The sequence below is a fragment of the Blautia sp. An46 genome (assembly GCF_002161645.1).
GTDB classification, from domain to species: Bacteria; Bacillota; Clostridia; order Lachnospirales; family Lachnospiraceae; genus Blautia; species Blautia ornithocaccae.
On sequence record NZ_NFIF01000008.1, the window covers coordinates 134,518 to 159,478 of the forward strand.

General features: G+C 46.0%; 23 protein-coding genes and 1 pseudogene. 4 read left to right on the top strand and 20 right to left on the bottom strand.

Annotated features, from left to right (window positions below; translation table 11 throughout):
* Positions 1-77: 77 nt before the first annotated feature.
* From B5G00_RS08495 to B5G00_RS08560, 14 genes are all read right to left on the bottom strand, one after another.
* Entirely contained in the window at positions 78-1,430 is a 1,353-nt protein-coding gene (locus tag B5G00_RS08495) for a sensor histidine kinase (protein WP_087271399.1), read from the bottom strand.
* A complete protein-coding gene (locus tag B5G00_RS08500) occupies positions 1,427-2,101 on the bottom strand; it encodes a response regulator transcription factor (RefSeq protein WP_087271403.1) in 675 nt (224 codons plus the stop codon). The genes B5G00_RS08495 and B5G00_RS08500 overlap by 4 nt, the downstream gene beginning before the upstream one ends.
* Before the next feature lie 4 nt (positions 2,102-2,105).
* Positions 2,106-2,960: a DegV family protein gene (locus B5G00_RS08505; protein ID WP_087271405.1), complete on the bottom strand. Its 855-nt coding sequence runs from the start codon at positions 2,958-2,960 to the stop codon at positions 2,106-2,108.
* A gap of 3 nt (positions 2,961-2,963) precedes the next feature.
* Positions 2,964-4,211, bottom strand: coding sequence for an aminopeptidase P N-terminal domain-containing protein (locus tag B5G00_RS08510; protein WP_158229635.1), 1,248 nt, complete (start codon positions 4,209-4,211; stop codon positions 2,964-2,966).
* Positions 4,212-4,344: 133 nt separating this feature from the next.
* Positions 4,345-5,817, bottom strand: a complete 1,473-nt coding sequence (locus B5G00_RS08515) for an APC family permease (RefSeq protein ID WP_206423784.1) — start codon at positions 5,815-5,817, stop codon at positions 4,345-4,347.
* Positions 5,818-6,042: 225 nt separating this feature from the next.
* Positions 6,043-7,935 (bottom strand): anaerobic carbon-monoxide dehydrogenase catalytic subunit, encoded by a 1,893-nt coding sequence (gene cooS / locus B5G00_RS08520; RefSeq protein ID WP_087271411.1) that lies wholly within the window; start codon positions 7,933-7,935, stop codon positions 6,043-6,045.
* A gap of 347 nt (positions 7,936-8,282) precedes the next feature.
* Complete coding sequence (locus tag B5G00_RS08525; protein ID WP_087271414.1) at positions 8,283-9,191, bottom strand: LysR family transcriptional regulator; 909 nt, start codon at positions 9,189-9,191, stop codon at positions 8,283-8,285.
* A gap of 13 nt (positions 9,192-9,204) precedes the next feature.
* Entirely contained in the window at positions 9,205-10,398 is a 1,194-nt protein-coding gene (locus B5G00_RS08530; protein ID WP_087271417.1) for a dicarboxylate/amino acid:cation symporter, read from the bottom strand.
* Between the two features lie 118 nt (positions 10,399-10,516).
* Positions 10,517-11,266 (bottom strand): Tim44 domain-containing protein, encoded by a 750-nt coding sequence (locus B5G00_RS08535; RefSeq protein ID WP_158229634.1) that lies wholly within the window; start codon positions 11,264-11,266, stop codon positions 10,517-10,519.
* A 286-nt stretch (positions 11,267-11,552) separates the two neighbouring features.
* Positions 11,553-12,341 (bottom strand): MBL fold metallo-hydrolase, encoded by a 789-nt coding sequence (locus tag B5G00_RS08540; protein ID WP_087271422.1) that lies wholly within the window; start codon positions 12,339-12,341, stop codon positions 11,553-11,555.
* Positions 12,342-12,362: 21 nt separating this feature from the next.
* Positions 12,363-13,448 (bottom strand): aspartate-semialdehyde dehydrogenase, encoded by a 1,086-nt coding sequence (asd, locus tag B5G00_RS08545; protein WP_087271425.1) that lies wholly within the window; start codon positions 13,446-13,448, stop codon positions 12,363-12,365.
* A gap of 92 nt (positions 13,449-13,540) precedes the next feature.
* Complete coding sequence (argH, locus tag B5G00_RS08550; protein WP_087271428.1) at positions 13,541-14,923, bottom strand: argininosuccinate lyase; 1,383 nt, start codon at positions 14,921-14,923, stop codon at positions 13,541-13,543.
* Positions 14,924-15,035: 112 nt separating this feature from the next.
* The gene (locus B5G00_RS08555; RefSeq protein WP_087271540.1) at positions 15,036-15,680 is read right to left on the bottom strand and encodes an epoxyqueuosine reductase QueH; all 645 of its coding nucleotides are present in this window, start codon (positions 15,678-15,680) and stop codon (positions 15,036-15,038) included.
* Positions 15,681-15,764: 84 nt separating this feature from the next.
* On the bottom strand, positions 15,765-16,760 hold the full coding sequence (locus B5G00_RS08560; RefSeq protein WP_087271431.1) for a 2-hydroxyacid dehydrogenase: 996 nt from the start codon (positions 16,758-16,760) through the stop codon (positions 15,765-15,767).
* Positions 16,761-16,918: 158 nt separating this feature from the next.
* On the opposite strand from B5G00_RS08560, the pseudogene B5G00_RS19805 reads away from it, so the two are divergent.
* Positions 16,919-17,068, top strand: a pseudogene (locus B5G00_RS19805) (spermidine/putrescine ABC transporter ATP-binding protein); the annotation flags it as partial.
* Here B5G00_RS19805 and B5G00_RS08565 read toward each other — a convergent pair.
* Genes B5G00_RS08565 through B5G00_RS08580 form a run of 4 tightly spaced genes read right to left on the bottom strand, consistent with a single transcriptional unit; the run spans position 17,064 to position 21,527 of the window.
* Positions 17,064-18,686 (bottom strand): recombinase family protein, encoded by a 1,623-nt coding sequence (locus tag B5G00_RS08565; RefSeq protein WP_087271434.1) that lies wholly within the window; start codon positions 18,684-18,686, stop codon positions 17,064-17,066. The pseudogene B5G00_RS19805 and the gene B5G00_RS08565 overlap by 5 nt on opposite strands.
* A gap of 27 nt (positions 18,687-18,713) precedes the next feature.
* Positions 18,714-20,027, bottom strand: coding sequence for an L-cysteine desulfidase family protein (locus B5G00_RS08570; RefSeq protein WP_087271437.1), 1,314 nt, complete (start codon positions 20,025-20,027; stop codon positions 18,714-18,716).
* Positions 20,020-20,967, bottom strand: coding sequence for a carbohydrate kinase family protein (locus B5G00_RS08575; RefSeq protein ID WP_087271543.1), 948 nt, complete (start codon positions 20,965-20,967; stop codon positions 20,020-20,022). Before B5G00_RS08575 ends, B5G00_RS08570 begins: the two co-directional genes overlap by 8 nt.
* Before the next feature lie 17 nt (positions 20,968-20,984).
* The gene (locus B5G00_RS08580; protein WP_330396337.1) at positions 20,985-21,527 is read right to left on the bottom strand and encodes a helix-turn-helix domain-containing protein; all 543 of its coding nucleotides are present in this window, start codon (positions 21,525-21,527) and stop codon (positions 20,985-20,987) included.
* Positions 21,528-21,683: 156 nt separating this feature from the next.
* Between B5G00_RS08580 and B5G00_RS08585 the strand changes: the two genes are divergently transcribed.
* Positions 21,684-22,265, top strand: a complete 582-nt coding sequence (locus tag B5G00_RS08585; protein ID WP_087271444.1) for a LysE family transporter — start codon at positions 21,684-21,686, stop codon at positions 22,263-22,265.
* A gap of 160 nt (positions 22,266-22,425) precedes the next feature.
* Here the strand turns inward: B5G00_RS08585 and B5G00_RS08590 are convergent, their stop codons facing one another.
* Both B5G00_RS08590 and B5G00_RS18875 read right to left on the bottom strand, forming a co-directional pair.
* Positions 22,426-22,971 (bottom strand): hypothetical protein, encoded by a 546-nt coding sequence (locus tag B5G00_RS08590; protein WP_140403133.1) that lies wholly within the window; start codon positions 22,969-22,971, stop codon positions 22,426-22,428.
* 299 nt (positions 22,972-23,270) lie between these two features.
* Entirely contained in the window at positions 23,271-23,456 is a 186-nt protein-coding gene (locus tag B5G00_RS18875) for a hypothetical protein (RefSeq protein ID WP_162613497.1), read from the bottom strand.
* Between B5G00_RS18875 and B5G00_RS08595 the strand changes: the two genes are divergently transcribed.
* Both B5G00_RS08595 and B5G00_RS08600 read left to right on the top strand, forming a co-directional pair.
* Complete coding sequence (locus B5G00_RS08595) at positions 23,425-24,168, top strand: ABC transporter ATP-binding protein (RefSeq protein WP_087271450.1); 744 nt, start codon at positions 23,425-23,427, stop codon at positions 24,166-24,168. The genes B5G00_RS18875 and B5G00_RS08595 overlap by 32 nt on opposite strands.
* The gene (locus B5G00_RS08600) at positions 24,155-24,961 is read left to right on the top strand and encodes an ABC transporter permease (RefSeq protein ID WP_087271452.1); all 807 of its coding nucleotides are present in this window, start codon (positions 24,155-24,157) and stop codon (positions 24,959-24,961) included. Before B5G00_RS08595 ends, B5G00_RS08600 begins: the two co-directional genes overlap by 14 nt.

Sequence of the window (24,961 nt, forward strand, 5' to 3'; positions counted from 1 at the left end):
TCCCCTTTCTGTTTTTCTTTTGTTAGTATTACTATAAAACAGAAAGATTAAAACCAGATTAAAAAAAATTTATTTTTTTAATCTTCCGGAATCTGAAAAATAAACCTGCTTCCCCGGCCTTCCTGGCTCTCCACGGTAATTTCTCCCCCATGGGCCTGGACAATCCATTTTACCATAGAAAGGCCCAGACCGGAATGTTCCTGGTCTGTTCTGGAAGTATCCACTCTGTAAAAGCGTTCCCAGATCCTGGGCAGACTTTCCTGGGGAATTCCCTTCCCATTGTCCTCTACAACGCCCTTTACCATATTTTCCTTTTCTAAAAGAAGGACTTTTACATATCCGCCCTTTTTTCCATAATTCACAGCATTGGAGATCAGATTATCCAGCATACGGATATAAAGGCTTTCATCTGCCTGGGCGTAAATATCTGGCTGAATCTCAGCAAGGACCTGAATCTCTTTTTCTCTGGCAAGGATTTCCTGTTCTTCAGCGATCATCTGAGTCAGTTCGCTAAGGTTCAGACGTTCCTTCTGTACCTGCTGCCTTCCCTGGTCTGCCCTGGAAAGCAGGAGAAGCTGAGAGATCATCCTGGCCATAGACCGGGCTTTCTGTTCAATGACTTTCACCTGTTCCTTCTGCCCTGACGTAAATACCGGGTCCTGAAGCATGGCCTCGCACTGGGCCAGGATTACTGTCACCGGAGTTCTCAGTTCATGGGATACATCAGAAGTAAACTGCTGCTCCCTTTTAAAAGTTTCCTCCAGCTCTTCCAGCATCTGATCAAAGGTCTCGGAAAGCTGATAGATTTCATCCTTTCCATTTCCTAAGCCCACTCTCTGAGACAGATCCTCGTCCTTCCGGATCTTCTTGACGGTTTCCGTTATCTTCTGAACGGGCAGAAGAGTCCTTCTGGTGAAACGGTATCCTATAATACCCGTCAAAATTACCAGCAGGGGAAGAATGATCACTGCGAGCCGAATAGTAATAGCAATACTGTTTTCTGCCCTGGTAACAGAAGTAATCCCCCGGAAATATACGGTTCCGTAACCTTCTATCCTGTGGCTCACATCATAAATGTACCATTCCTCCTGATCATCCCGGATCGTCTGGATCTGACCGTTCATAAACTCCGCCCCAGCATTGTATCCATAGGGAAGCCTGCCGTAGAGAAACTCTCCCTGTTCACTGTAAAGGGAAAGATAGACACTGTCTTCCAGATCATAGAAATCATTGTCCACATTCAGCCAGCCCTCTTCTGCCTCCACATCCTCCAGGCTTTCTTCTACCTGCTGCCGCAGGTCAGACTGGACTGAGGACAGCAGCTCCTGGCTGCTGAGAGAAAAAAGGACTCCCAAGGCAACACAGGTGACCAGTGTCATAAAAAAGGTATATAAAACGGTAAGTTTAACTTTTAAGGACCATCTTTTCATTCCTGCTCCTTTAATACATAGCCGGCTCCCCTGACAGTATGGATTAATTTCTTATCGTGTCCCTCATCAATCTTCTTTCTCAGATACCGGATATACACATCGATCACATTAGATCCTCCTGTAAAGTCATAGTTCCAGATATGCTGCTCCAGCTTGTCTCTGGAAAGGACAATACCCGGATTCTGCACCATGTATCTCAGCAGAGAAAATTCCTTTCCGGAAAGGGTGATCTGCTTTCCTCCTCTGTATACTTCATGAGTATCCAGGTGTACTTCCAGATCTCCCACGCTGTAGCAGGTCTTGGGGGCATCTGCCGGTTTTCTGAGCATAACCCGTATTCTGGCCAGCAGCTCCTCAAAGGCGAAGGGCTTTACCAGATAATCATTGGCTCCTGCGTCCAGTCCATTCACCCGGTCTTCTATGCTGTCCTTGGCTGTAAGCAGGAGCACAGGGACAGAGTTTCCTCTGCTGCGGAGCTTTTTTAATACCGTCAGTCCATCCATGACCGGCATCATGATGTCCAGGATCAGGGCGTCGTACTCTGCCCCCTCCAGATAATCCAGAGCCTCCTGTCCGTCAAAACAGGCATCCACACTGTAATGCTCTTTTCGGAGACGTTCTGTGAGAATGTGATTCAGGTCTCTCTCATCCTCTGCGATTAAAATCCTCATTCCCTCACTCCTTTGTCTCAAATAATATTCCAAGGGTGTTAGGCCCGCAGTGACAGGAAATGGTACAGCTTGCCCTGGTCACATAAATATTCTGGAACTCTTTTTCCTCCTGGATAGCTTCCTTTACCAGCTCAATATATTCCTGGTCAATGCCGGAATGGGTGATAAAAATTTTATCTGTACAGATTCCTTGGTATTCCTGAAGTTTGTCTTTTACATAAAGAGGCAGGACTTTTTTCAGGGAACCGCGGTATTTCTTCCCTACATCCATAGAACCATCCTTATTATTTACCTCTATACAGGGCTTTATATTCAATAAGTTGGCGCCTAAAGCCATAACGTTGCTGCACCGTCCCCCGGCGCTCATAAATTTTAAAGTATCCAGGATAAAGCTGGAGTGGACCAGATTCTTTCTCTGGTTCAGTTTCCCGGCGATTTCTTCTGCCCCCAGTCCTTCTTTTATCATTTCTCCGGCGTCCAGGACCAGATGGCCGATCCCGGTAGAAAGATTTCCAGAGTCCACAGGATAGACTCCTTTCAGTTCCCTGGCCGCCAGCATACAGTTCTGATGGGCGCTTGACAGGGCGCTTCCCAGATTCAGATGTACCACTTCATATCCCTGCTCTACAAAGGGACGGAAATAGTTCACATATTCTTCCACATTGATAGCTGCTGTCTTGGGCAGTACCTTTTTCTCATAGTATCTCTGGAAAATATCTCCCGGCGTGATATCTACATTATCCTGGTAATCTTTTCCTTCCAGGATAATATGGAAAGGATAATAATGAACCTGATATTTTTCCTTCAGCTCATCTCCCAGGTCGCAGGTGCTGTCCGCACTTAAAATAATCTTTCTCATCTTCTATCTTCTCCCCATAAATGCCTCAATATCCTCTGCCTTTTTCGGAATCATATAAGAAAGCTCTTCGCAGCCATCCTCGGTGATCAGACAGTTATCCTCTATACGGAAGCCGATTCCCCATTCTTCACAGTAAATCCCGATATCCACACAGAATACCATGCCTGGTGCCGTGATCAGATCCGGTGCCACTGCATCATGAACATCAAAGCCAACGTGGTGGGCTCCCCCATGCCACATATAGGTCCCGATATCTTCATAGCTCTTGCAAAGACCGATATCCTTTAACTGCTCATAGTTATATTTTCTGGCAATTAAATCCACGTCCTTCATAGGGATTCCCGGTTTCAGGATTTCAAACATATGCTCAGATGTCCGGTAGGCGCAGTCATAGAGAAGCCGCTGTTTCTCTGTAAATTTCCCGTTGCAGGGGAAAGCCCTGGAAATATCATTGACTTCCAGGTCCCAGCCGGAACCAACATCGTTTAAGATCATATCTCCGTCCTGAGCCTGTCCCCGGTAGGAATAATAGTGAATGCAGAAATTATTTTGTCCTGCAGATATAATCGAAGGAAATCCCGGTGCAAGGATCCCATGCTGGGCAAGGGCATAGTCAAACTCTGCCTTATACTGATATTCGAACATTCCCGGTCTAGAAGCCCTCATCATAGCCTCAATTCCCTCTTTTGTCACCCATTCCGCCTTCCTGAGAGCCTCCAGTTCACAGGGCTTTTTGATGGTGCGGAGCTGACGGATCCAGGGATTCAGGTTTTTAATCTGCACATAGGGATATTCTTTCCTGAGCCAGGCTGCCAGACGGTAGCTTTCTGTATCTGCCTCAGAAGCCTCCAGCTTTCCAAAATCCATATAAACCGTGGTAAATCCTTTGTTCATCAGACAGTTTTCCAGATCTTTCTGGAAATTCTCTGTATTTCTGTATTCCTGGATACCGGACTGTGCTTCTGCCTCCTCCGGCTTGATCCGCCTTCCTGTCCACCGCTCTGCCAACATGTCAGGAGGAAGGATATAAAGAGCTTCTTTCCACTCTTCCTTGGTGTAAATCTCTGTCATCAGTATGGTATCTTCCTGGTGTACGCCGGTAAAATACATATAACTGCGGTCTGCAAAAAAAGGATAATTTTCATCATTGGTTTTCTTGGGTGCATGGCCGCTGAATAAAAGAAGGAGCCCTTTCTCTTCTGTCTTGCTGTAAAGGGCTTTCCGATTTTCCATAAAAAATTCTCTGTTCATATTTTTGCGCTCCTTTTTCTGTTGTGGTACTATTGTAGCACCTTTCAGAAAGAGTTCCAATACAAGAAGATAAAAAAACAACTGCCGCATTAAGCAAAAATATTGCATTAATACGACAGCTGCCGCCGCCAGACTAGATAAGAAAAGGAACTACATAGGCGAGCAACACTATAATAACTGCTGCTGCCACAACTGTCTTCCAGATATTAAATTCTCTGTCCATTTTCTTCTTTTCTTCCGGAGAAGGAATTTCCGGCTGAAGAACACCGGCTTCCTCCTCATTTTCCTCATCTTTGTACATTCTGCGGCATACACCGTAGACAACCAGCCCAAGTGCACACCAGACTACTCCTGTTATCAGAGCTTCTCGCTCTAACTGTGTTATCATAACAATATAAATGATCACGCTGACTGGCGCTCCAATCATAATCCCCGGTGCTTTATAAGGACGGTTTAATTCAGGATGTTTTTTCCTAAGACCAAAAGACGCGCCGATTCCAATCACGTAATAAAACAAATCTGCAAATAAGCTGACGGAAGCAATATATACCATAGAATTTGACGCGATCAAAAACGCGGATAATATGCCAAGTGTCAGGATTGCAATATACGGTGTCTGATATTTTTTGTGGATTCTGGCGAAAATTTTAGGCATTGCCCCATCCCTTGCCATAGTAAATAAATATCTGGGCGGTACTGCTATACTTGCATTCAGTGTAGAAAAATCGCCCCCAAAAGCAATTCCGGCAGCCAAAAGAATCAACGAAAATCCAAGAATACCTGCTTTTGTCATGGCCTCTGCAAAAGGCGCTGAAGCTGTAGATAATGCAGAAATTTCCTCTGTAGGAACAATTCCCACTAAAAACCACTGAAAGGCTGCATTGACAGCAAATACAATAAATGGCGCTAAAAATAAAGCCCTGGGGATATTAATCTGAGGATATTTAATTTCTTCTCCCATGGCACAGCAGGTCTCAAATCCCGCAAAACACCACCAGATCATGCTAACTGCCGCCACAAATCCTAAAGGAGTCTCCCCTTGTATAAATTCCGGCATTTCCAGAAAATATGGCAGCTGTACATTGGGAATCATTGTTATAAACCAGATAATAGCTACTCCCCAGAAGAAAAACATGAACCCGTTCTGAAGCTTTCCTGTCATTTCTACGCCTAAGACATTTGTAATAATAAAAATAACAACAACAATAGTTGCCAAAGTCCTGTCGCTGATTGGCAGTTCCACACCTAGTGCAGAAAATAGCGTTTTAAAGTAAAAACTAAAGGCCAGCGCCTCCCCGCTGGTAACTGCAACCAGAGAAATAATAAAATTCCATCCTGCAAGCATTCCAAAGGGTTTTCCAATCCCTAAAGAAGCATATTTATAGGTTCCCCCTGCATAAGGCAGGGCTGCTCCCATCTCTGCATAAAGCAATGCCGGATATATACTGATCAGCATGGCCACAAAGGTAGCCAGTATAACCGCCGGTCCCATATCACCAACAACGTTTGCTCCCGTTGTAAAAAGTCCAACGCCCACTACGGTGCCCACTGTGATAGTCACCGCTTCCCTCATTCCAAAAGTTCTTTTTAAAGTATTTCCACTCATGGTTCCCCTCCATTTTTCTGTGTTATATTTTGTTATATCATAAAGCCTTCAGCATACTTCAGGTCAACCACTTTATTTACTCGATTTTCCTTTTTCCTGGAGTATACTCCGTATTTATCTTCTGGTCAGAAAAATCTGGAAACAAGAAAAGAGCAGGTATGTTCTGTGCAGACCATACCCGCTCTTTTCTAAGCTATGATTTATAATAAGTTATCCAATTCTTTCTTAGATTCCCAGAGCTGCTCTCTTCTCTTCGATCCTTGCAATAATAGCGTCGCCCAGTTTATCGATGTCTTTCTCAACAGTGTAAGCAGCCTCTACCCAGTCTCTGACGCCTTCTGTGAGCCAGTAAGTCATCTCAGAGGAACCGCTTACCTGTGGATCTACACCTAGGAAAGTATCGATACCTGTTGCCACTACATAGTTTCCAATAGATACAGCCTTCTCAGACATCCACTCAGGCGCACATCCTACTAAAGGAAGCTGGGAAATATTTAATCCGGAGTCCTTAGCCAGTGTAGAAGCCAGCACCATCATACGGCTGATATCTACACAGGAGCCCATGTGAAGCACCGGAGGGATATCTGCCAGTTCACAGACTCTCTTCAGGCCGTCGCCGCAGAGGTCTTTGGCTCTCTTGTCCATCAGTCCTGCTCTTGCAGCAGCCTGAGCGGAACATCCGGAAAGGACAACGATGATATCATTTTTGATCAGTTTCTTCATCAGTTCGATATGTGCAGAATCAGGACGTACTCTTGGGTTGTTGCAGCCAACCATGGCAACTGCTCCTCTTAATACACCGGAGGTAATACAGTTGATCAGCGGTTTTGTAGTTCCCAGCTCATCTCCCTGGGAGCTTGCCACTTTATCCAGCTGTTTGATGATGGCTTCTACAGAATATCCAACGGTAGCTTTCTGTTTTAACTGAGGAATATGTACCAGTTCCTGTTTTCTGTTTACAAAGTTTTCCACAGCCATCTTTACGATCTGTTTTGCATTTTCTCCTGCTGTCTCTGCATTAAAGCGGATAAAATCAGAATCCGGCATCTGAGCAATTGGCGAAGTTGTGATAAATTTAGTGTGGAAGCATTTGGACAGAGGTCCAAGTGCCGGGAAAATACACTGAACATCTACGATAATAGCTTCGCATGCGCCGGTAAGAACTACGTTTTCCTGCTGTAAGAAGTTACCTGCCATAGGCACTCCTCTTCTCATGGCAACCTCGTTGGAAGTACAGCATACGCCGGCTACGTTGATTCCTTTTGCGCCTAAAGATTTTGCCAGAGCGATCATTTCCGGATCTTCTGCATATTCACAGATCATCTCAGAAAGGCTTGGATCATGTCCGTGAACAATGATATTTACCTCGTCTTCTTTCATTACGCCCAGATTTGCTTCTGTATCTACAGGCTTTGGAGTTCCAAACATAACGTCAGAGAACTCAGTTCCGCACATGGAACCGCCCCATCCGTCAGACATACCGGCGCGAAGGGCCTGTCTTACCAGAGCTTCTGGTTTGGATGAACATCCCATATGAGTCATATGCATGGCTGTGGAAACCTCACGATCAATGGCTCTTGGCTCAATCTCAGCTTTTTTCCACAGTTCTCTTGTATGTTCCGGTGCTCTGGTCAGCCATCTCTGAACGCCGAAGGGTTTTCCGTACTCTAACAGAGCCAGTTCTGACATTTCATGAGCCAGATCGTAGATATCCTTGCCCTCTGTCTCAACGCCCCACTCTTTTGCGATACGGATCAGTTTCTCCGGATCTTTTACCTTGTAGTTTCCATCTGGAGAAACGGTGTGAAGAGTATGACAGATCTCTCTTCCATGGTCAGAATGGGTAGCGGCTCCGCCGGCAGTGAAGCGAAGAAAGTTTCTTCCTGCGATTCCGTGAGCGTCACATCCACAGATTCCTCTTGGAGCCTTTTTTGTAATACGGCAGGGACCCATGGTACAGATACGGCAGCAGATACCTTCCTCTCCGAATTTACAGTGTGGAGTCTGATTCTTAACACGTGCCTGCCAGGAATCTGCACCTACTTTTGCTCCTGTTTCCAGAAGTCTTTGGGTTGCGGCTTCGAATTCTTCGATAGTCGTAAGTCTGAATGTACTCATATTAACCTCCTATGTTTGCTTGACAATCATTGTTTGTCTATATTATAACAATCCTTTTCCGTTCTTCCCATCAACGTTTTATTGAGTACCTGCAACGTTTTATTGATAGGGCCAGCCATATGTCTTCAGATAGAGAAAAACTTCTGCAAGCCAGCTTGCGCCAGTTTTTCTCTATCCGAAGCCGCATGGCTGAATAGTTACACAAAAAAAGAAACACATCCCACGCCAATCGGATGTGTTTCTTTCTTTAAGAAGATATAATATAAGTGAATTCACTTGTATCATATCACGGTTTCCTCAATGGGAAAATCAACAATGCTTTGATTCCCTTCAACAAATCTGTGATACTATCTGGAAATATTTTTCTCTTTGATATCCTTCAGCCATTTCATTACATGGCTGTGGAAGAGTCGGATATCCGGGTTGGGTGTGCTTCCTTTTCTGGTGAGCATATAGGTTTCCCACTCGTAAGGGCCGTCCTCAAAGGGGATCATGACCAGATCTTCCTGTTTCATATCGTCAAAAATAAAATCTACAGTTACAGAAATCCCTTTGTTCTGCTGGACCATTTTGTGGCAGAGGCTGAAGCCGCTGGTTTCAAAGACAATATTTGGCTCAAAACCGGCTTTGCGGCATTTTTCCACGATCAGACTGTGAATGTGGAATTCCGGACTTTCAATATACAGTCTCTCGCCTTCAAGATCCTGGATAGAAACCGTTTCCTTTTTGCTTAAAGGATGGGCCTGGTTCACCAGAAGCTTGATCTCAAACTTTTCCATAAAAGTGGCTTCCATATATTTTAAGCTGTGGTTCCCCACAGTAAAGGCCACGTTTCCCTCCCCGGACAAAAAACGGCTCTCCACCTGATGATCCGGATATTCCCGGTAGTGAAGACTGATCTGGGGATACTTTTCTTTGAAGTCTGCAATGCATTCTGGCGTCACCAGACGCAGGATCCCATAGGCAGAAAGAAGGTCGATCTCATGTTTCTCCTGCTGCTCCATACAGCGGATTTCACTGCACACCATCCGGTAAGGCCCTATAAAATCTTTCAGATGCTCATAAAGATATTCTCCTGACCTGGTCAGGCTGATTCCTGAGGCTGTTCTGTTCAGCAAAGTGGCTCCCATTTCATTTTCTACATTCTTTATGATCCTGCTCAGTCCCTGAGGGGTCATATACAGAGCATGAGCCGCTTTGGTAATGCTCTTCTGCTCGCACACGATTTTAAAATATTCCAGTTCCTTCAGATCCATTTTTTATCTTCCTTTATAATTCCAACTCTATCTTCTGTTCCTTAATATCATGTTTTCTGGCATATCCGGTAAGGATCATGGTCAAAGCTCCGTCTCCGGTAATGTTGCAGGCAGTTCCAAAACTGTCCTGAAGTGCAAAAATCGTAAGGATCAGAGCTGTCCCCGTCTCATCAAATCCAACTACTCCTGTGATCAGCCCCAGGGAAGCCATAACCGTACCTCCCGGAACCCCAGGGGCTCCGATGGCAAAAACACCCAGCAGGAAGCAGAACAGCACCATAGTCCCCAGATCCGGAAGACTTCCATAAAGGATTTTGGATACCGTCATTACAAAGAACACTTCCGTCAGCACAGAACCACAGAGATGGATATTTGCGAAAAGAGGAATCCCGAAATCCACCATATCATCCCGAAGAGCAGGTTCAGACTTCTTTGCACATTTCAGAGCCACTGCCATGGTAGCCGCAGAAGACATGGTTCCTATAGCCGTAATATAGGCCGGGCCATAATTTTTCAATACCTTCAGAGGATTGGTCCTGCAGTAAATACCGGCAACTCCGTATAAGAGGGCCAGCCAGATATAGTGGCCTATCAACACGATTATGATCACCTGGATAAATACCGGAAGCTGTTTTGTGATGGTCCCCTCATAGGATAAGGTACAGAAGGTTGCCGCAATAAAGAAGGGAAGGATGGGTATCACCACTTTTGTCACGATCAGAAGGATCATCTTCTGAAACTCCTCCAGAAGCCGGATCGTATTTTTCGCTTTGGTCCAGGCAGCGGCCAGACCGATAAGCACCGAGAGCACCAGAGCACTCATTACTTCCATCACGGGAGGAATATCAAGCTGAAATACCATTTCCGGCAGTTCTTTCAGGTTCCCTGCCTGTGAAGCAATAGACAGATGTGGGATCAGTCCATATCCGGCCCCCATGGAAAACAATGCTGCCAGCACCGAGGAAGCATAGGCGCAGACAAGGGCTACACCCAGCATCCGGGAGGCGCTGCTTCCCAGCTTTGTTATAGACGGTGCGATAAAACCGATAATGATCAGCGGAACACAGAAATTGATCACCTGGCTGAGAATATACCGCAGGGACACAATGACATTCATAAAGGTCTCATTTGCTGCCTGTCCTAATATAATACCGATGATCACTCCCAGAATCAGCCGAAAGGGAAGGCTTTTCCATATTTTTTTCATAGTCGTTTCCTTTCATGTAAGATTTCTAGTTGATTATAGACTATACAGCAGGTCAGGTCTATCTTTTTTTCCTTAAGATTTACGGATAAATTTCTCAGACCCACCTGCTGCCAATATTTCATAGTATTCCCTGAGACAGGGCATCTATATCCATCTCTTCTTTCTGTCTGATCTCCTGAAGCACCCACCGTTCTCCCCGGTAAACAAACTTCCAATATTCAAAGAAAGCTTCCGGCCTGGTATTTCCCCGGATTACCTTTCTGGTTTTTGTATCTATGTAATAACCGATCATTTTCCCATGGATCAGATACCAGATCATATCATATTCTTCTCCTGGATTGTCTTCTACATACACGGGCATGGCGCTTAAAAGTTTTACGTTTTTCTGGATCACCGCCTCTCCCCGGACCTGCATCCACTGGAGCTTACTGTTAAATTCTTCCAGCATGTCTTCACTGAGATAGGGTGCGCCGTAAGCCGCATCCATCCGCCGCCAGCATTCCTGCACCTGGAAATAGGTCTCTTCTACCTGCTTCTGGACCTCCCGATAATCCCAGTTATCTCCCAGCTGGGAGAAAATTTCCATAGCTTTCCAGCTCTTTGCTCTGGCTGCCCTTGCTTTTCGGATCAGGATAATGGTGCCGCCGCTGGCTGCAAAGACCATAATGCCAGCCTGCATGATAAACCCTGCAAGGCTGGAACCTCTGCTGCTTCCACTACGATAACTGCTGTGGCTGCTGTAACTGCCCCCTCCTGAGGAGCCGCCGCCTCCGGAGCTTCCCCCTCCTCCTGCTCTTCCCCAGACAGGTGCTGCAAGAAGAAATATAAGGAGCAGGGTAACGATTGGAATGTATTTGTTTTTTCTCATGTTCATCTCCTTAAAATGAAATCGGCACAAAACAGACTTCTGCCAGAATTATTTTTCTTATGACGTTATTCTTCTAGAAGTCTGTCTCCTCTATCTTATGAACTGTAAATTGTGCCAGTCCAACACTTACGATAAAGGCTGCCACCCATGCTGCCACAGTCAGAACTCCAGGAAGAGCCCCAATAAAATTTCGTGATAAAATCCAATTTCCGGCGGTACGCCCCTGTATGCTCGGCCCCCCTATAATTCCTATATACTGCAAAGCTTTTAAAATCCCGATACCCGATTATATTTCCAGCCCTTCTCCGCAGCGCAGATACTGGATTTTCATTCTCTGGGCCAGATAATCATAGGCTTCCTGTCCGGTGCAGTGACAGGTATAGAACTTGGTATCGTATTTTTTCAGTTGGCCTGCGATCTCCTCCAGAACATTTGGGGGAACTGCCTTTCCTGTGGCGGGGATATTCAGATGAAATCCGCCGATACACACCTTGGGATTCCACTTGGAAGCTTTTTCCATGATATTTACTACTCCCTTATGTCCGCAGCCCATAATAAGTACAGGATCCTCCCCGTGGATAAGGAGATTCTGTTCATGGGCAAAGGCGTCTCTCCCCTTCTCATCCAGTAGGACGTCATTGGCCTGGGAATGGCAATTTTCCTGACCTGTAACAGTAAAAAGTTCCAGCTCCCGGTCAATCTGAAAGTCTCCTTCCAGCAATACGACCTGTGGATGACTGGCCAGCTCCGGCTTCAGTCCGATATTCCTTGCTTTTCCCTGAGCTGTGGAATAATGAGGCTCAAAGGCATTTTTCTGTATATAGACTCTGGCTTTGGAATTGAGCTTCAGAAATTCTTCCAGACCGCCTCCATGGTCGTAATGGCCATGGGAAATGATCACAGTATCTACTTTTTCCAGATCAACTCCCAGTTTCCCGGCATTTTCCAAAAAGGTACGGTCCGGTCCCAGATCAAAGAGCAGCCTGTGATCCGGGGTCTCTATGTAAAGAGAAAGCCCGTGGGCGGCCTTACACTCACCCACGGACTGATTTTCTACCAGCATGATCGCTTTCATAGTATTTTCCCTGTAGTCCTCTTACTTCTTGGTAATGTATCCCTGAGCTTTCAGAGTCTCTGCACACAGTACAGCGCCGCCTGCTGCTCCGCGGACTGTATTGTGGGATAAACCGATAAATTTGAAATCGTAAACCTTGTCCTCTCTCAGACGGCCTACAGAAATTCCCATTCCCCTCTCATAGTCTACATCTGCCTTTACCTGAGGACGGTTCTCCTCTTCCATATACTGGATGAACTGCTTAGGCGCACTTGGCAGCTCCAGTTCCTGAGGAACTCCTTTAAAGCTTACCAGCTTCTCGATAAGCTGCTCTTTGGTAGGTTTCTTCCGGAACTTCACAAAGACTGCTGCAGTATGTCCATTTAATACAGGAACACGAACACACTGACAGGTGATCACCGGCTCTTTGGCTGGAACGATCTGACCGTCTTTGATCTCGCCCCAGAGACGAAGAGGCTCCATCTCGCTCTTTTCTTCCTCTCCTCCGATATAAGGGATAATGTTTTCCACCATCTCCGGCCAGTCTTTAAAAGTTTTTCCGGCTCCGGAGATTGCCTGATATGTAGTTGCCACTACTTCATATGGTTCAAACTCTTTCCATGCAGTAAGCACCGGCGCGTAGCTCTGGATCGAGCAGTTTGGCTTAACAGCAACAAATCCTCTGGTGGTTCCCAGACGCTCTTTCTGATATTTGATCACTTCAAAATGCTGAGGATTGATCTCCGGCACTACCATTGGCACGTCGGGAGTCCATCTGTGTGCACTGTTGTTAGAAACAACTGGGGTTTCTGTCTTTGCATACTCTTCTTCAATAGCTTTTATTTCCTCTTTGGACATATCCACTGCAGAGAATACAAAGTCTACAGTAGAAGCTACCTTCTCTACCTCGGATACATTCATCACAACCAGCTTTTTCACTGCTTCCGGCATAGGTGTATCCATTTTCCAGCGTCCGCCTACTGCTTCCTCATAGGTTTTTCCTGCACTTCTTGCACTGGCTGCCACAGTTACAACCTCAAACCAGGGGTGATTTTCCAGAAGAGAAATAAATCTCTGTCCAACCATTCCTGTAGCACCTAAAATTCCAACTCTTAATTTCTCACTCATATTTTAGCCCTCTATCCTTTCCCAGAAAGACATATGTCTTCTTTCCGCATACATTTTTCATAGATTCTAATATATCAAACTTTTCAGAAAAGTCAAGAATTTTCTTTCAAATATTTTTTATGAAGCTCGATTACCTGTTTCATGGCTTCTGTACCCGGGGCCCCGATAGTATTTCGTTTCTCCACACAGTTCTTCATGCTGATGGCCTCATAAATATCTTCCTCAAACACCGGACTGATGGCTTTATATTCCTCCAGGGACATCTCATCCAGTGAAATGTTTTTCTCAATGCAGTGAAGGACAAGCTGACCCACAATCCCGTGAGCATCACGGAAAGGCACCCCGTGATTTACCAGATAATCTGCCGCATCTGTAGCGTTGGTAAATCCGTTTTTGGCGCTTCTCTCCATATTTTCTTTCTTAAATTCCATGGTAGAAACCATGCCGTTAAACAGAGCGATGCAGCCTTTTACCGTGTCAATGGCGTCAAAAGTAAACTCTTTATCCTCCTGCATATCCTTATTATATGCCAGAGGAATGCCTTTCATGGTAGTGAGTATGGACATCAGGGCTCCGTAAACTCTTCCGGTCTTTCCTCTTACCAGCTCTGCAATATCCGGATTTTTCTTCTGGGGCATGATACTGCTTCCGGTGCTGTAACCGTCATCAATCTCTACAAACTGGTACTCGTTAGAATTCCACAGGATGATTTCCTCGCAGAATCGGCTTAAATGCATCATGATCAGAGACATATCGGAAAGAACTTCAATAAGGTAATCTCTGTCCGATACAGAGTCCATGCTGTTCAGGGTAGGGCCGTCAAAGCCCAGAGCTTTGGCCGTATACTCCCGGTCCAGAGGATAAGTGGTCCCTGCCAGGGCGCCGCTTCCCAGAGGGCAGAGATTCAGCCTTTTTCCTGTATCGGCCAGGCGGCTTCTGTCCCTCTTAAACATTTCAAAATACGCCCCGAAATGATGGGCCAGAGTTACCGGCTGGGCCTTCTGAAGATGGGTAAAGCCCGGCATATAAGTGTGAAGGTTTTCCTCCATGATCTTCAGAAGGGATTCCAGCAGTTCCTTTAACAGCAGATCCATTTCTTTTATCTCGTCCCGGACATACATTTTCATATCCAGGGCCACCTGGTCATTCCGGCTTCTTCCTGTATGGAGCTTCTTTCCCACATCCCCTTTCCGGTCAATGAGATTTGCTTCCACAAAGCTGTGAATGTCCTCATACTCCGGGGAAAATAAAAGTTTTCCCTCTTCAATATCCTTTAAGATCCCTTTCAGTCCGTCCAGGATCTCCTCTTTTTCCTCGTCCGTAAGGATTCCCTGCTTTGCCAGCATAGAAGCATGGGCCATACTTCCGGTAATATCCTGTTTATAAAGCTTCTGATCGAAACCAAGTGAAGCGTTAAAATTATATACTAACTGATCCGTCTCCTTGGTGAAACGGCCTCCCCATAACTGTGCCATATTCTATCCTCATTTCTTTTGTTTTTAACTTCTGTAAAATTTTATCACTTTATAGTATTAACCGCAAGACTTTTCCTCTGGCAGCTCCTCCATTTCCGGAATGCTTCGCCCTTTACTGCTGCTGACTGTCCGCTTTTTGTCTCTCCCGTTCCATTTTAGAAAAGACACAGCCGCAGTAGTCCTGACGGTATAAACCATATTCCCTGGAAAGCTCTGTGGAACGCTTGTAGCCGTTTTTCTTCTTAAAGTCCGAAGGAAGATGCTTCACATGATAAATCTGCTCCAGTTCTTCTCCGATTTCATTGAGCTTCTGGGCATTTTTTAAGGGACTGATGGTAAGGGTGGTGGTGAAATAATCGTAGCCTCCCCTGGAAGCCATTTTGGCCGCCTCTTCCAGCCGGAGCCGGTAACACTTAAAACATCTCTCCCCTCCCTCCGGCGCTTCTTCCAGACCTTTTGCCATCTGAAAGAACTCCTGAGGGTCGTATTTCCCTTCTACAAACCTGGGCTTATGGAGAAAAGGCATTTCCTCAATGAGCCGCTGAAGCTCTCTGGTCCTTTTGTCATATTCTTCTCTTGGGGAAATGTTAGGATTGTAGAAAAAATCTGTGATTTCAAAATATTGACTTAAATATTCCAGCACATAGCTGCTGCAGGGAGCGCAGCAGCTATGAAGGAACAGCCGGGGAACTCTGCCTTCTTTTTGATTTTCCTCTATGATCTTTTCCAGTTCTTTCTGATAATTTCTTTTATTCATATCTTCTCCTGTAAAAAGGAGCTGACGCATTAATCAGAATCCTAAGTATTTAATGCGGCAGCCCCTATGATTAATATATTTTTTCTACTGTGCCTCCACTTCGTTTCCTGTAGTCTCCCCTTTTTCAAAGGCCACGGCATTGTCCAGAGTAGTTCTGGAAATAGCCTCCAGAGCTTCCTGAGTAAAGAATCCCTGGTGGGAAGTGATCATAACATTCGGGAAAGAAAGAAGTCTGGCTGTGGTGGAGTGTTCCAAAATCTCATCAGAACGGTCCTCGAAAACATTCTTGGTCTCTTCCTCATATACATCCAGTCCTACGCCGGAAAATTTTCTGGCCCGGATTCCATCGATAAGATCGTTGGTCTTTACCAGACCGCCTCTGGAGGTATTGACCAGGATCACACCGTCTTTCATCTTGGCAATAGTATCTTTATTGATCAGATGATAGGTGCTGTCCATCAGCGGGCAGTGAAGAGAGATCAGGTCGCTCTGTGCCAGCAGTTCATCTAAGGACACATAAGTCACAAAATCCTTTAAAGAAGGATTTTCATATACGTCATAGGCAATAACCTTCATACCGAAGCCTCTGCAGATCCTTGCCATGGCAGCGCCGATCTTACCTGTTCCCACGATACCAGCGGTTTTCTGGTAGAAGTTAAAGCCCATAAGTCCCCCCAGGCTGAAGTCATTTTCCCGAACTTTCACATAGGCCTTATGAATACGGCGGTTTACCGACAGAGCCAGTGTCATGGCATGTTCTGCTACAGCTTCCGGAGAGTACCCCGGCACACGCATGACCTTAATGCCGTATTCCTTTGCTTTTTCCAGGTCTACATTGTTAAATCCGGCACAGCGCATAAGAATCAGCTTTACTCCTGCCTGATGAAGGACTTCCATAGTCTGTGTTCCAACATCAGAACTTACAAAAGCGCATACCGCATCATAGCCTTTTGCCAGAGGAGCGGTCTTCGGAGCCAGATCCGTCTTCAGATATTCAATTTCAATACCTGGATAATTAAGTGCCTGTTTTTCAAAAGATTCCTTGTCATAACTTTTTGTATCAAAAAATAAGATTTTCATCTTCTGCACCTCCTATATTGTCATCAAAAGGATTTCCTCATTTTCTATTTCTATACTATAATAATTTGTACTATATTTGTCAAGTACCGGAAAATCCACATATCATATGGTATATGACAAAAAAGGAACTCTGGTTCCCACAGGAAAGGAAGTGCCTTATGGCTGCACCTCTTTTAGAAATTAAAGATATCAGTTATGCTTATCACACAAAATCCGGGGAAACTCCCGCCCTTTCTCATATATCTTTTCAGGTTTATCCCGGAGAATTCGTAGCCGTGGTAGGTCCCTCAGGCTGCGGTAATGCTACGGCAGTTCAGGAGAAACAAAAAGGTAAAGTTTCAGCACTCCTCCCTCCCAGATGAGCTTCTCCGCCCAAAGTCCCAGATAAGCCCGCTTATTTGGAACAGACAAACATGAGGATAAAAATTTCGGGTCCGAATACCGGCGAGCAATGTTTTCTCTCTCTTTCTTGTTGAAAGAATTCTTTTCCCCATTCGCCTTTTCTCTCAAATATTCTCTCTGGCCCAGCCGGCTTTGAATCTCTTTTTTTAGAAATTCTGCCAGGTCCCCATCTTCTGTTTCTGCCAGTCTCTGGGTCAGTCGCCGGGCTTCTCTCTCCAGTCCCTGAGCTTCCTTCCGTATCTTTTCCCATTCTCCTTCCCGGGATTTTTCCTTCTCCGTTCGCCTTCTGATTTCCAGGAAGATTTCTTCCAGAGAAAACTCTTCGCCTGTCTTTTTCATGAGAAATTTCCACACCAGGCAGTCTCCAAGATTCCCCAAAAGGGGGATCTCCTGACAATCCCGTCCTCTGGTTTTATCCCGGCAGGGGCACCGATAGGAAAATTTCCGCTGTCCTTCTGTGGTAATCTGCTCCCTTCTGTAATATTTAGGACGCATCCTGCAGCCGCAGGAACAGAATAAAAATCCCGACAGCAGACAGGCTTCATTCTGGACCCGGCCCTCCCCTGGTTTTCCCAGGCGATGTCTTTTCAGAAGCTTCTGTACTCTTAAAAAGTCTTCCTGTGAGATCATTCCTTCATGTTCTCCCTGGGCGATGATCCATTCCTGTGGAGGCGCCTCCTGGCCCCGGTACCTGGAAGATACCGTTCTTCCATAGCTTATGAGCCCCTTTTCCTCTCTGATCTCCTCTCTGGAAAACCCCATCTGGCAGCCCAGAGAAGCAAAATATTCATAAGCCTTCTCTCCGCTTTGACAGTATACAGGATTTTCCAGGATTTCCCCTATGGCTTCAGGAGTATAAATTCTGTCTCTTCTTGTAAAAATCTGCCTTTCTGCCAGCAGTTCTGCCGTTTTAGTCAGAGAATGGGAATCTAAAAACTCCCGGAAGATGAGCCGGGGAATCTCTGCCTCTTTTTCCTTTACTTCCAGATAAAAGGCCTTTTTAAGCTTCCCCTCTCCGTAAAGCTTTTCCCGGACCTGAAAGCCCAGAGGCGTATTTCCTCCCAGCCATCTCCCGCTCTTAGCAAGAAGATACATATTGTCCCGGACCCGCTCTCCGATCTGCTCCCGCTCCATCTGGGCAAGAACCCCGGAAAAATACACCATGGCCTTTCCCATAGGGGTGGAGGTATCAAAACGTTCCCTGATACTGACAAATTCTGTATGCTCCCGGTTCAGCTTTTCAATGAGCAGAGCCAGATCTGCCAGATTCCTTCCCAGACGGTCCAGCCGGTAGCAGACCAGATACTGAAAAGGCCTTAGTTTCATGTCTGCTAACATTTTCTGAAACTGAGGCCTGTTGGTGTCCTTCCCGGAAAACCCTTCGTCCCTGTAGACCAGGATCTGGGCTTCCCGGGAATTTTCTATATATTTTTCTATGTATTCCCGGCACAGGAAGATCTGATTTTCAATGCTCTCTCCTCTGCCTGTCCATTTTGACTTTCTCACATAAACAGCGATCCGCACAGGAATCCCTTCTTTTCCTTGGGTTCCTTATAGTATATGCAGAGGATCTTCCTTCTGTTTCTCCTTTCCCTGATTGCGGATCATAATGTCGATGATCTTTTTATCGGTTTCTCTCATGCCGTCTCTGGCAAGCTGGGATACGTTTTCGATGGTCTCCTCGATTCCAGAGGCCACAATACCGTCTCCCCCATAAAATTCACTGCCGAACTGATACATTTTCATTCCCAGAGTACCGGCCTCCACTGCAGAGGCGATCTTTGCCGCACAGCTTGCTTTGGCTCCGTCGCAGACAACTCCGGAATTAATGGCCAGAGCATTTACAATAGTATGAGCGATTTCCTTAAATCTGCCTCCATAGAGATAAGTAATCCCCGCTCCGGCTCCGCAGCCTGCACTGATAGCGCCGCAGTAAGCGGACAGCGTACCGATGCCGGATTTTAAGTGTATGGTCACCAGATTGGAAACCACAAGGGCCCTTATCAGTGTTTCTCTGGATACCTTCATATCTTCTCCGTAAACAATAACCGGAAGAGAGGCGGTCATTCCCTGGTTTCCGCTGCCGGAATTGATCACTACCGGCATATCGCAGCCGTTCATTCTGGCATCAGAGCCTGCAGCAGCCATGGCCTTGGCCCGGTTATGGACACTGTTTCCGTAAGACAGCAGTAAGATCTTTCCGATTCCGGCGCCCCATTTTCCACTGAGACCTTCCTGGGCAATGGCCGTGTTATAATCAATCTGCCTCTGGATCACCTTTTCTACATGGGAAATCTCCACCTGGTCTGCAAACCGGATGATCTCTTCCACACTGAGCAGGCTTCTGTCTGTCCGCTCTCCTTCCTGTCCTTCTGCATAATCCTTATCCAGCAGGACTTCTCCGTCTTTCTCCACATAGACTACATTTGTATGATGTCCCTGGATCCGCACAGAGCACTGATGTCCCTCTCCCTGAAGCTCTACGATAATGTCAAAAACACAGCCGGATTCCACAGTTTTCACCTCAAAAGCTGCCGCCTTCAGATAGGCGCTGATCTCTTCTACTTCCTTTGAAGTAATATCTGCCAGTACTTCCAGCTTTTTCTCTGCCTTTCCGGCCACAACTCCCGCTGCTGCTGCGGCAGGAATTCCCCGAAGGCCGCCGGTATTTGGCACTACCACACTCTTTACGTTTTTAATGATATTTCCGCTGGCGCTGATGATCACTTTCTGGGGCAGGCTCCCCAGAGTCTCTCTGGCCAGAGCTGCTCCATAGGCAATGGCAATGGGTTCTGTACAGCCCATGGCAGGTACCAGCTCTTCCTCCAGAATCTTTATATACGCCTCATAGAGTTTCTTATCCATTTTTCTTCCCCTGTTCTTTGATTATTTTATCCACATCTTTCCATAAAATCTTTTCCCTGCAGGCTCCCACCTGCCGGACGGCCAGAGCACCGCAGGCATTTCCGTACAGTCCGCAGGTATACAGATCTTTCTTCTCAGACAGTCCGTAAAGGAACCCGGCGCAGAAGCTGTCTCCTGCTCCGGTGGTATCCACACATTCTACAGAAAATCCGGGAATGGCAAAAGCTTCTTTTTTGTTTTTTATATAGCAGCCTTTCCCTCCCGTCTTGATCACTGCACAGCCTGCCCCACATTCTAATAGTGCATGGGCAATCTCTTCCGGTGCAGATTTTCCAGTCAGCAGCTGGCCCTCCTCCTGGTTGGCAAAAAGGTAATCCACCTGGGAGAAAGTCTCCTTCATATCCCAGGCTGTCTCTCCTTTTTTCCTCTTGGTCATGTCCGCGCAGACTGTGAGCCCCTGCTCTTTTGCTCTGGCAAAAATCTCTGACAGTTCCTGGTTTTCCAGACAGGGAGAGACAAAAATGCTGGCAAGGCAGAGGATACCCACGTCCTCGGGAAACTGCCGGGGAATGTGTTCCCTTTTCAGTTTCCGCAGAGAGCTGGCCGGATTGGTCAGAAAGCTTCTCTCTCCGTTCTCCTGGACGAGTACCACATTTAGTCCCGTAGGAATGTCCTGGTCATACTGAAGGAAATCCTTGCGGATTCCTCTTGCTTCACAGTGAGCCCTCACCATTTCTCCCATCTTGTCCTTTCCAAGTAAAGTACACAGGTAGGGACTTTTTCCCAGATCTGCCAGAACCGTGGCTTCATTCAGTCCGTCTCCCCCTGTAGACAAGAGGATTTCCTTGGCCGGCCAGGAACCTGCGGCAAAAACCTCAGGAGACGCCGGATAAACCAGCACATCTCCCACAGCCGCTCCTATGATCATAATATTTTTCATAGCTTTTCTCTCATTTCTCATGGATTGTATAAGATCATATGCAGGACCGTCATCTCCTGCCCTGTATTTCTGTAAGAATGGATCCTGTCTCCCGGAAAGCGGATACTCTCTCCTTTCGCTACAGTAAACACCCGGTCCCCGGTCCGTACCTCCAGGCTCCCGGCAAAAACTGTAATAAATTCCGCAGTTCCTTTCAGATGAGGTTCTGATTCCCAGAAGCTGCCCGGATCCAGTTCCAGATAATAGACTGCAAATCTCCGGTTCTCATCATCAGGAAAGAGAGAATAATTTCTGACTTTTCCCTCATCTTCCAAAAGAGGCTGGACCTCCTCTGTTTTTACAATTTCATAATCGGATTTTGGCCGCAGGGTAAGGGCGTCGAAAGGCACCTTCAATCCATTGGAAATTTTCCATAAAGTAGAAATCGTAGGATTGGCGTCCCCCCTCTCGATCTGGGCCAGCATACTCTTGCTGACTCCGCTGAGCCTGACCAGCTCATCCATGCTCAGATTGTTCTTTTCCCGGAGGTCTTTCACGTTTCTTGCAACAATCTTATTCATTGAGTCCAAAATATCACTTCCCTATTGACATTATATTGATATAGATATATTATTATATTGTAATTTCAACAGTATAGTATACGTTTTATTACATTATAAAATTATACCCTCTGTTTGTAAAGATGAAAATATTATAAGAAAGAAGGAGTGGTTTCATTGTTCCAATTGTATGATTTTTTAATCTACTGCTTTATTACCGCCTATACTCCAGGCCCTAACAATCTGCTCTCTATGAGCAATGCAGCCCGGCTGGGCTTTCGCCGAAGTATTCCCTTTAATTTCGGGATTACTGCTGGATTTTTCTTTGTTATGAGCATCTGTACCCTGTTCAGCGCCACTTTATATACCCTTCTTCCCAAAGTAAAGCTCCTTATGCAGATACTGGGGGCCGGGTATATGCTCTATCTGGCATGGAAAGTATGGAAAAGCTCCGGAGACCTGAAGGCAGAAGGGGGCAAAGAAGCCAGCTTCACTGCCGGAATGCTCCTGCAGTTTATGAATCCCAAAATCTACATCTATGCCATTACCGCCATGTCCCTTTATATCCTGCCCTTATATTCCTCTCCTCTGATCCTTTTCGGCTTTGTCCTGGTCCTGACCATCATCGGCGCTTCCAGTTCCTATGTATGGGCCCTGTTCGGTTCTGCTTTCTGCAGATTCTTTGCCCGGCATACAAAGGCCGTAAATTTGGTCATGGCTTTACTGCTGGTATATTGTGCAGTATCCCTTTTTCTGTAAGACCAGAGAATTTCTGAATATATCTGCCGTAGAAGAAAGAAGCAGGAAGTTCTATCTGAACTGTTCCTGCTTCTTTCTTTTTTCGCGGCTCTGCCCTGGGTGCGCCAGGGACAAAGATCTCCTTGTACACCCAAAGCTGGCATTCCGTAATGTATATTGTTTATAGGTTTATTCTCTCCACATACTGGCTGAACCGCAGATACCCCCACCTTGAAACCAGCCAGGCTGCCAGGATCAGCGGCAGGTAGATCAGGTTTGGCACCCTTAGTATCTCCAGAGTCTCTGAGCTCCAGAGAGCAGCAGATAAACGAACCAGCACACTCAGGATAATTAGGTATCCCACAAACAGGAGCCCCCTCAGAATTCTCCCTGCCTTTCCTTTAAAAGGAAATGGGATTGGGACATATATATCACAAAAATAGATTAAGAAAACGAATAAAATGCAAACGGGAATAAAAAGAAGACTCGTTCCTTTCACAGTTGGGTCTAAGCCTGCCACTATCATTGACAGTTCGCCTAAAAATATTGTTCCAGCAAGAATGCCCCAAAAAATATAAAGACATTTCCCTGTTTGCCAAAGACAGTAGTAAAGCCTTTCTTCTTTGCAGTATTTCTTCCTCTCTGAAGCAAGTTCCCGGGAAAAAGCTTCTATATCACCCAGCCGGGTTTTTAATTTTTCTCCGTTTTTTTCTGCTTCCTGAGCCATACTGATCAAATCCCTGCGGATCAGCTCACTTTCTACCATCCCTACTTTACGATAAAGAAAAGGGATAATTTCTTCCAGTGTTTCCTGGTTCTCCTGCTCCAGTTTCCACTGTTTACTTTCATTATCGTATTTTAACTGCTGCCACCGATTTTTCTTCATAGGAACACCTCCTTTGGCGGTCTGCCGCCTTTCTCTGTAAGGAAATGATATTATCCGTATGTAGTTTCTAATTATATTGTACCCCATAATAGTCGAAAAACAATCTCTATTCCGCAAATCCAACCTCTTTTTCTGCAAAATCAAGGGCATTCAGAAGGGTAGCTGAGATTTTTCAAAATCTGATCCAGGATTTCTATTCTCTCTTCTTTTGACGGCACTTCTTCCCTCAACTTTTCTCCAATCTGTACAGCCCAGAAGTCCAGGATTTCTTTTCGGCGCAGTTCTCCCTGCTCTATGATCTCCATTGGGATTTCCCGGTCTCTCATTCTTCTCCCGCCTTTTCCTTCTCTCTGCTATACTATGCCTCCTGGCCCTTTTTGTTTCCCCCGGTCTTCTGTAGGTAAATCTACCCTCCTGGATATGCTCTGCGGACTTCTGAAGCCTGAAAAAGGAGAAATCCTCTTAAAGGGAAAGCCTATGGAAGAGACCGCCACCAATATCGGCTATATGCTTCAAAAGGACCATCTTTTTGAATGGCGCACCATATACAGCAATGTTCTGCTGGGTCTTGAGATACAGAAGAAAAAATCCGAAGAAAATATTGAAAGAGCAGAACATCTCCTTACCGATTACGGACTGGATAAGTTTAAGGATTCACGGCCATCCCAGCTTTCCGGAGGCATGCGCCAGAGAGCGGCTCTTATCCGCACCCTTGCTCTTGATCCGGAGCTTCTCCTCCTTGACGAGCCCTTCTCCGCCCTGGATTATCAGACCAGGCTTTCCGTAGGGGACGATATTGGAAAGATCATCAAAAAGGAAGAAAAAACTGCCATACTGGTAACCCATGACATTTCAGAAGCCGTGAGCATGGCAGACCGGGTCATTGTTTTCAGCAGGCGGCCTGCCACTGTGCAGAAAATCATCCCCATAGAGTTTGATATGGAAGGCAGGACTCCCATGGCCTCCCGAAGTGCTCCGGAATTTAAAAATTATTTTAATGAAATCTGGAAGGAGCTGAACCGCCATGAAGAACTCTGAGCCGGTTTCCCTGCGGCAGAAAAAATATCTTCTGTCCATTAGACGGAATTCCATTCTTATACAGGTCTCCAGAGTTCTTCTATTTGTATTTTTAGTAGGACTGTGGGAGATATCTGCAAGAACCGGGCTCATTGACTCTTTTATCTTTTCAAGCCCGGGGCAGATCCTGGAAAAGATGTGGGAAATGCTTCTGGACCACACCTTGACCGACCACGTTTCCATTACCCTTCTGGAAACTCTCATAAGCTTTGCACTGGTAACCATACTGGGAATCGGCTGCGGTGTGCTCCTCTGGGCCTTTCCCCGGCTGTCTCTCATTCTGGAGCCTTATCTGGTAGTGCTGAACAGTCTTCCAAAATCTGCTCTGGCCCCTCTTCTCATTGTGTGGCTGGGCAGCAATATGAAAACCATTATCCTGGCAGGAATCTCTGTGGCTGTCTTCGGAGCCATTATGAATCTTTATACGGGATTCTGCGAGACAGACCCGGATAAACTAAAGCTTATCCGAACATTAGGAGGAAACAAGAAAGATGAACTGCTGAAAGTGATCCTTCCCGGGTCGGTCCCTTTGATCTTAAGCGTTATGAAAGTAAATATCGGCCTTTCTCTCATTGGTATCGTGATCGGGGAAATGATCGGCAGCAAGCGAGGCCTGGGATATCTGATCATCTATTCCAGCCAGGTCTTCCAGCTTACCACCATGATCATGGCCATTGTGATACTCTGCGTCATGGCAATACTGCTCTACGCATTGATCAATCTTCTCCAGTGGATTTACCAAAAGCGCCTATGA

Excerpts from the sequence above, each read along its gene's own strand:
- B5G00_RS08535 (WP_158229634.1), bottom strand. The coding sequence starts at position 11,266 with ATGAGAAAAAACAAATACATTCCAATCGTTACCCTGCTCCTTATATTT.
- argH (WP_087271428.1), bottom strand. The coding sequence starts at position 14,923 with ATGGCACAGTTATGGGGAGGCCGTTTCACCAAGGAGACGGATCAGTTA.
- B5G00_RS08505 (WP_087271405.1), bottom strand. The coding sequence starts at position 2,960 with ATGAGAAAGATTATTTTAAGTGCGGACAGCACCTGCGACCTGGGAGAT.
- B5G00_RS08555 (WP_087271540.1), bottom strand. The coding sequence starts at position 15,680 with ATGAATAAAAGAAATTATCAGAAAGAACTGGAAAAGATCATAGAGGAA.
- cooS (WP_087271411.1), bottom strand. The coding sequence starts at position 7,935 with ATGAGTACATTCAGACTTACGACTATCGAAGAATTCGAAGCCGCAACC.
- B5G00_RS08525 (WP_087271414.1), bottom strand. The coding sequence starts at position 9,191 with ATGGATCTGAAGGAACTGGAATATTTTAAAATCGTGTGCGAGCAGAAG.
- B5G00_RS08515 (WP_206423784.1), bottom strand. The coding sequence starts at position 5,817 with ATGAGTGGAAATACTTTAAAAAGAACTTTTGGAATGAGGGAAGCGGTG.
- B5G00_RS08575 (WP_087271543.1), bottom strand. The coding sequence starts at position 20,967 with ATGAAAAATATTATGATCATAGGAGCGGCTGTGGGAGATGTGCTGGTT.
- B5G00_RS08530 (WP_087271417.1), bottom strand. The coding sequence starts at position 10,398 with ATGAAAAAAATATGGAAAAGCCTTCCCTTTCGGCTGATTCTGGGAGTG.
- B5G00_RS08600 (WP_087271452.1), top strand. The coding sequence starts at position 24,155 with ATGAAGAACTCTGAGCCGGTTTCCCTGCGGCAGAAAAAATATCTTCTG.
- B5G00_RS08495 (WP_087271399.1), bottom strand. The coding sequence starts at position 1,430 with ATGAAAAGATGGTCCTTAAAAGTTAAACTTACCGTTTTATATACCTTT.
- asd (WP_087271425.1), bottom strand. The coding sequence starts at position 13,448 with ATGAGTGAGAAATTAAGAGTTGGAATTTTAGGTGCTACAGGAATGGTT.
- B5G00_RS08560 (WP_087271431.1), bottom strand. The coding sequence starts at position 16,760 with ATGAAAATCTTATTTTTTGATACAAAAAGTTATGACAAGGAATCTTTT.
- B5G00_RS08595 (WP_087271450.1), top strand. The coding sequence starts at position 23,425 with ATGATCTCCATTGGGATTTCCCGGTCTCTCATTCTTCTCCCGCCTTTT.
- B5G00_RS08540 (WP_087271422.1), bottom strand. The coding sequence starts at position 12,341 with ATGAAAGCGATCATGCTGGTAGAAAATCAGTCCGTGGGTGAGTGTAAG.
- B5G00_RS08510 (WP_158229635.1), bottom strand. The coding sequence starts at position 4,211 with ATGAACAGAGAATTTTTTATGGAAAATCGGAAAGCCCTTTACAGCAAG.
- B5G00_RS08570 (WP_087271437.1), bottom strand. The coding sequence starts at position 20,027 with ATGGATAAGAAACTCTATGAGGCGTATATAAAGATTCTGGAGGAAGAG.
- B5G00_RS08580 (WP_330396337.1), bottom strand. The coding sequence starts at position 21,527 with ATGAATAAGATTGTTGCAAGAAACGTGAAAGACCTCCGGGAAAAGAAC.
- B5G00_RS08590 (WP_140403133.1), bottom strand. The coding sequence starts at position 22,971 with ATGGCTCAGGAAGCAGAAAAAAACGGAGAAAAATTAAAAACCCGGCTG.
- B5G00_RS08500 (WP_087271403.1), bottom strand. The coding sequence starts at position 2,101 with ATGAGGATTTTAATCGCAGAGGATGAGAGAGACCTGAATCACATTCTC.
- B5G00_RS18875 (WP_162613497.1), bottom strand. The coding sequence starts at position 23,456 with ATGAGAGACCGGGAAATCCCAATGGAGATCATAGAGCAGGGAGAACTG.